At 65.9% G+C, this 5,948-nt stretch carries 5 protein-coding genes; 2 read left to right on the plus strand and 3 right to left on the minus strand.

Annotation, left to right across the window (positions count from 1 at the left end; genetic code table 11):
• Positions 1 to 1,960, minus strand: a 1,960-nt coding sequence (locus tag EXE41_RS18150) for a prolyl oligopeptidase family serine peptidase (protein ID WP_137691741.1), incomplete at its 3' end; no start/stop codon positions are given.
• Between the two features lie 143 nt (positions 1,961 to 2,103).
• Positions 2,104 to 2,421: a hypothetical protein gene (locus EXE41_RS18155; protein ID WP_049933489.1), complete on the minus strand. Its 318-nt coding sequence runs from the start codon at positions 2,419 to 2,421 to the stop codon at positions 2,104 to 2,106.
• 207 nt (positions 2,422 to 2,628) lie between these two features.
• On the opposite strand from EXE41_RS18155, the gene EXE41_RS18160 reads away from it, so the two are divergent.
• Complete coding sequence (locus EXE41_RS18160) at positions 2,629 to 3,708, plus strand: NAD(P)/FAD-dependent oxidoreductase (protein ID WP_094520933.1); 1,080 nt, start codon at positions 2,629 to 2,631, stop codon at positions 3,706 to 3,708.
• 180 nt (positions 3,709 to 3,888) lie between these two features.
• On the opposite strand, the gene EXE41_RS18165 is transcribed toward EXE41_RS18160, so the two are convergent.
• Positions 3,889 to 4,401 carry a GrpB family protein gene (locus tag EXE41_RS18165; RefSeq protein ID WP_086216967.1) on the minus strand — a complete coding sequence of 171 codons (513 nt, stop codon included), beginning with the start codon at positions 4,399 to 4,401 and terminating at the stop codon, positions 3,889 to 3,891.
• Between the two features lie 568 nt (positions 4,402 to 4,969).
• Between EXE41_RS18165 and EXE41_RS18170 the strand changes: the two genes are divergently transcribed.
• Positions 4,970 to 5,743 carry a hypothetical protein gene (locus EXE41_RS18170; protein WP_137691742.1) on the plus strand — a complete coding sequence of 258 codons (774 nt, stop codon included), beginning with the start codon at positions 4,970 to 4,972 and terminating at the stop codon, positions 5,741 to 5,743.
• The last annotated feature ends 205 nt before the right edge of the window (positions 5,744 to 5,948 follow it).

Genomic DNA, 5,948 nt, shown 5'->3' on the forward strand with positions numbered 1-5,948 from the left:
TGGTGAAGTAGACGGGCGGGTGGGTCGCGTCGGGATCGACGTTGTGGTACGGCGAATACTCCTTGAGATACTCGAACGCCTCCGGGTCCTCGGGGTGACCGTACTCCGTCGTCCACGACTCGCCGAGCAGGAACCGGTGGAACCGGAGCATGTCCAGCAGCGGGACCGCGCACTGCGCGGCCGCCCACAGGTCCGGGCGCTGGGTGACCACCGCGCCGACCGAGAGCCCTCCGTTCGACCCGCCGGCGACCGCGAGGTGGTCCGCGTCGGTGAGCCCCGACTCGCAGAGCGCCTCGCCCGCCGCGACGAAGTCGTCGAAGGTGTGCTGTTTGTCTTCCAGCATGCCGGCCTCGTGCCAGGGCTCGCCGTACTCGTAGCCGCCGCGGGCGCACACCGCCGCGAACGCGCCGCCGTCGGCGAGAAACGGGAGCCGGAACCGGCCGAACGAGGGCGTGATGCTGTTGCGGAATCCGCCGTAGCCGTACAGCACGGTCGGACGGGGACCCTCAACGTTCACTTCCTCGCGGTAGCAGACGAACACCGGCACCTCGGCGCCGTCCGTCGAGTCGACGAACCGCTGTTCGACGACGAGGTCGTCGGGAACGGGGAGGTCCACCGAGTCGACCTCCGCCGACGCGAGTTCGGGCGCGTCGCCGCCCTCGCCGACCCCGTCGCCTTCGCCCGGCGATTCGTCGGCGAGGTCGAGTTTCCGAACCGCCGGCGGGCGGTCGAAGCCGGTCAGGCCGAAGAACGCCTCGGGCGCGTCGCGGTTCCCGGAGACCCACGTGACAGAGCAGTACGACGGCAGCGAGACGTCTCGGAGGTGCGTCCCGTCGCGGTCGTGGACAGAGAGCCGCGAGTGGGCGTCCCGCTGGCGGTGGACGAGGAGGCGATCCGGGGTCGGCACGACCGACTGGAGGATCCCCTCGCCGCCGGGGAGGACCTCGCGGCACTCCTCGAACGAGAGGTCCCCCTCGCGGAAGCGGTCGACGGAGCAGGCGAGCAGCCGTCGCCGGGGTGCGCCGTGGTCCGTCGAGACGAACGCTGTTCCGTCGTGGAACCGGACGGAGGTCTCGGCGTCGGTGTCGGTCAGGACCGGCCGGAGGTCGCCGTCGACTCGGACGTACCACTCGGTGCCGCCCACCATCTCGGAGAAAGCGACCGCGAGCAGTCCCGAGTCCGGGTCAACGGTCACGCGCGGCCAGACGTGCTGGTCGTCGTGTTCGAGGAGGACCGACTCCGCGTCGGGGCCGTCCGCGAACCGGAACCGGCGGATCTCCTTGTCCATCTGCGCGCCGTCGGCCGCGCCGCCGGTGGCGACGTAGACGAGCCCCTCGTCGTCGGCCGTCCACGCGAGGCTCCCGGCGTTGACGCGGCCGCGCTCGGGGAGGGACGCGATCTCTTCGACGCCCGGGCCGTATCCCTCGGCCTCCGGAGACTCAACTCCGGAGTCGCTCGGATCAGGGACCGACAGGACGCGCACGTCGTAGTTCTCGTCGCCCCCGTCGGTGACGCCGACCGCGACGCGCTCGCCGTCGTGGGAGGGGACGTACCACGCCATCGACCGGGGCGGGCGGTCGCCATCGCGGTTCGCCGCCCACGCGTTCGGGTCGACGAGGACGCGGTCGGTGCCGTCCGGCGCGTCGCGGACGACGAGCCGAGCGTGGTCCGCGCCGGGCTCGCGGACCGTTGCGAAGTACCGGCCCTCGCGAACGCTGATCGGACCGTAGTCGGCCACCTCGACGAGGTCCGCGAAGCGCGGGCGGAGGCGGTCGCGGAGGGCGTCGTCGAGCGCGGCGTCGACGTGGTCGTTCTGGGCATCGGCCCACTCGCTGACCGCCGCGTCGTCGCCTTCGAGCCACCGGTACGGGTCGTCGACGTCGATCCCGTGGAGCGTCTCCGTGACGACCTCGCGTCTGGTCTCCGGCGGGGACGGCGCCGGAGCGGACTGTCGTGACATACGTTCGCCTGTGGCCGGTGACGCAAAACGGCTGGGGTCGCGGCGGCCGCGCCCGCCGGTCGGCTCGCTTCGGGGTCAGCGAGGCGACCGGGCTCAGCGAGGCGACTCCGCCCAACGAAGCGACCCCGCCCACGATCGCGGAGTCACGGCCACAGTCCGGCGACGAACAGGAGGTTTCGGGCGGCGACCGCCAGCGAGAGCGCGCCGACGCCGCCGCACATCAGCGTCGCGACGAACCGCCGCGTCCCGCCGGCGACCGCGACCGGAACGCCGATGACCGCCATCCCGACGGCCTTCGTGAGGAGCATCCCGCCGAGGAGGCCGAACCGGGAGATGAACAGGCGGCCGACCGGCGACCCCTCGACGTACTCGCTCCCGGTGAGCGCGACGTACGTCGTTCCGACGTCGGCGGCCGCCCCGACGATCAGGAGGCCGACGGCGATGGCGAGGCGAGAGGGCACTGACTGGCCAGACGCGGTACGACCTCATAAACGTCCGGACCGCCTTCCCCTCGTCCCGCCTCGGAGTCCTGCGGTCTGACGGCGTCGCTCCGGGCGGCGGCGGGACGCGCACTTCGAGTAGCGCGGGACGGTCGCGCCAGCGGTGGCTGGTCGCGGGGCGCGCACACCACGGCGCCATTTAAACCGGCGGAGCGCGTATCACGGGTAATGAGTTCGTCCGACGACGAGTACGAGATCGCGGTGGTCGGCGGCGGGCCGGCGGGGCTGACGACCGCGCTGTACGGTGCCCGCCTGGGGCACGAGACGGTGCTGATCGACCGCGGCGGCGGCCGCGCCGCGATGATGGCCGACACCCACAACGTGATCGGCGTCACGGAGGAAGTGTCCGGGAACGAGCTGCTCGCCACCGGGCGCGAGCAGGTACAGTCGTACGGCGGCACCTTCGAGCGCGGCTTCGTCACCGACGTCGAGCGCACCGACGACGACCGGTTCCGCCTGTCCACGAACGACAGCGAGATCCTCGCGGACCGCGTCGTCCTCGCGACGGGCTTCTCCGACGAGCGCCCGGAGCCGCCGCTCCCGCGGAACGCGAAGGGGCTCCACTGGTGTCTCCACTGTGACGCCTACATGTTCGTCGACGAGCCGGTGTACGTGATGGGTCACGGCGAGGCCGCCGCGCACGTCGCGATGATCATGCTGAACATGACCGACGACGTGGACCTCCTGACGCGCGGCGCGGAGCCGACGTGGAGCGATGAGACCGCGGCGCAGCTGGAGGCGCACCCGGTCGAGGTCGTTCACGACGACATCTCGGGCGTCGAGAACGATCCCGACTCCGGCTGGCTCGAAGCGATGGAGTTCGAGGACGGCACCCGCCGCGAGTACCGGGGCGGGTTCCCGATGTACGGCTCCGACTACAACACCGCGCTCGCCGAGGCGCTCGGCTGCGACCTGACCGACGGCGGCGAGATCGACGTCGACGACCACGGCCGCACCAGCGAGGACGGCGTCTTCGCGGTGGGCGACATCACGCCCGGCCACAATCAAGTGCCCGTCGCGATGGGGCAGGGGGCGAAGGCCGGTATCGCGGTCCACAAGGAGCTCCGCGAGTTCCCGCGGTCGACGGAGGATATCGCGCAGGACGGTCCGGTCGACGAGGACGAGGTGCCCGCCATCCCGCCGCACCTCATGGCGACCGCCGTCGCCCACGAGGGGCACGCGGGCGGGCCGCGAGACGAGGCGACCGCCGAGGCCGGCGCGGAGCAGCCCGCGGCAGACGACGACTGAGGCGCCGCGAGGTCGCGACTCCGTCCACTTGACGCGACCCGTCTCGGACGACGGCAAGAACGGGCCCGCGTCGACACGGCGACCTCTCTGATTCCCAGCCCCGGCCCCGAGGCAGGGGCCGTCGACGGTGACGCGGCGCTAACCCGTCTCTCGCCGACGGCACCTCGACCGCGGACCGCGTCAGTCCCGTCGATCGAGGACGGCTCGCACGAACGCGCCCTTCTCGGCGGTGTACCGCTGTCGGTTCTCGGGATACCGTGCCGCGAGCCGTCGTTTCAACGAGGCGTACCGCTCGGCGAGTTCCGGATCGCTCCGAAGCGCGTCCCTGAACGCGATCTTCTCGTGGTGGAACGCGCTTCCGACTTCGGCGATCGACAGATAGCACGTACGATTCTCTGGCGGTCCCTTCGCGAGGAACACCCGCCCGTCCACCTCATCGGGGCGCCGTTCGTAGCCGTGCGTTTCGAGCGCTGGGACGAGGTCGCTCGCGGTCGTCGATTCGTCGACTACGGCGAGCACGTCGAGTATCGGCTTGGCCGCCATCCCCTCGACCGCGGTACTGCCGATGTGTTCGAACTGACGGACGCGATCACCAACTGCGCTCCGTAACCGAGCCACCTCCGCGTCGTACGCGTCGCTCCACGACTCCTGATACGGCACGACTTCGACGGTCCCCCGTGCGAGTCCGACCACACTCGGGCCTCGTCCTCGCAGTATAAATCCTTTACAGCGTTCTCTTACCTCGTTCGGGGGCTCGCTGAGCGGAACGAATCGACCGTTAAGCGACGAAGTGACTCAGAAAATGTGCCAGCCGGGACTCCCGCGAGCGAGCGGGGGTACGGCCGGCGCACGACCGAAGGGAGTGCGCCGGCCGGGATTTGAACCGAAATCGGACGTGCTCGCTCACTCCGTTCGCTGCGCGCGACTGATAGGGTTCAAACTCGGCGGCGATTTCTCTCACTTCGTTCGAGAAATGCGCCGGCCGGGATTTGAACCCGGGCCATGAGCTTGGAAGGCTCGCCGTACTCAAACACCCGAAATCGCGACATTAGCGGAAATGATTTCCGGATTCTTCCAACAGCAAATTCTGTACTCACAACTACGCTAACTTACTGTAATAAAGTACCGAAATGACCCACGAGAAGATTTGTAGAGAATCCAGTCGTAAACACGATTCGGCCCTCGAAATGTGCTGTGTATTGAATTGCTCTGAAAAGATATTTGCGGGCAGTTTTATTTATCCTGTCACCTTAACAGAACTATGGCGAGCCAATCAGGAACACACCCGGCTCACACACTTTGGCAGAACAAGATCGGCGAATTGTGGACCCGACTTGTTCTATCACTCGTCCCGATTGATGATCTGAAAACTGCGCGAGAGCAGGTAGTCGAGATCTATGCTATGGCGTATTTGGATATTGGCGAATTTCAGGAGGCTTTCAGCGATCATAGCGATCCTGAACTCCGAGATTGGGCTGTCGAGCCGTATGGTCGAATCCCCGACTATGACCCACACGAAACAGTAACTTCTCTGCTTGCTCTTCCAGAGAAAATCCTTGGATGGTTCAGCAAGATACTGACCGTCACCGCGGTAGTTGCTGGGTTGGCTTCTGCTCGATGGCTGTATTCTCTTGCTATGGATGGATTACACCTGATCGAAGTTGTTGAAGCGAGTATTCCCCTCACAGCTATCGCGGCAGGTATCGTCTACTTGTGGTTCCTATATGCTGATACTCTTGTTCATCAGACGTTGGGCGAAGAACTTCGTGTGGGACAGGCAGGAGTACAAACACGTAGACGAACGCAAATTGTCGCGCATGGAGTGTGGAATCGTTCGCTATTGGGGCAAACTGGATTATTCCTTGTCGGGTTGTTTTATATTCTCGATGCCCTCCCAGAATTAGCTGTGGTCGGAAGCCTGTTTGACGACCCAACAAGTTATTTTACCAACCTGATCACGAACAATTTTGATCTACTCTATCAATCAGATGGTCTAATTGATGCGCTCCGAAACTTGATACAGAAAGAGATCTGACCCATCTCTGCTGACTGATTCCTTTTTACTCCCAAGGTAGTATGAAACAGCTGGTATATAACGAGTGTGTACTGATCACATCCGTCTTTAGCTAAGAGAGAAACCGCGTGACAGCAGCGGCTTATCGAGGCTTCTTTTCGAGAGGAATGAGGAGGCGGCAAGTGTGCACCAAGACGCCTCCTCATCGAGAATCATGCGTCGGCTC

This window comes from Halorubrum sp. SD690R (assembly GCF_005435035.1).
In the GTDB taxonomy this organism is placed as follows: domain Archaea; phylum Halobacteriota; class Halobacteria; order Halobacteriales; family Haloferacaceae; genus Halorubrum; species Halorubrum ezzemoulense.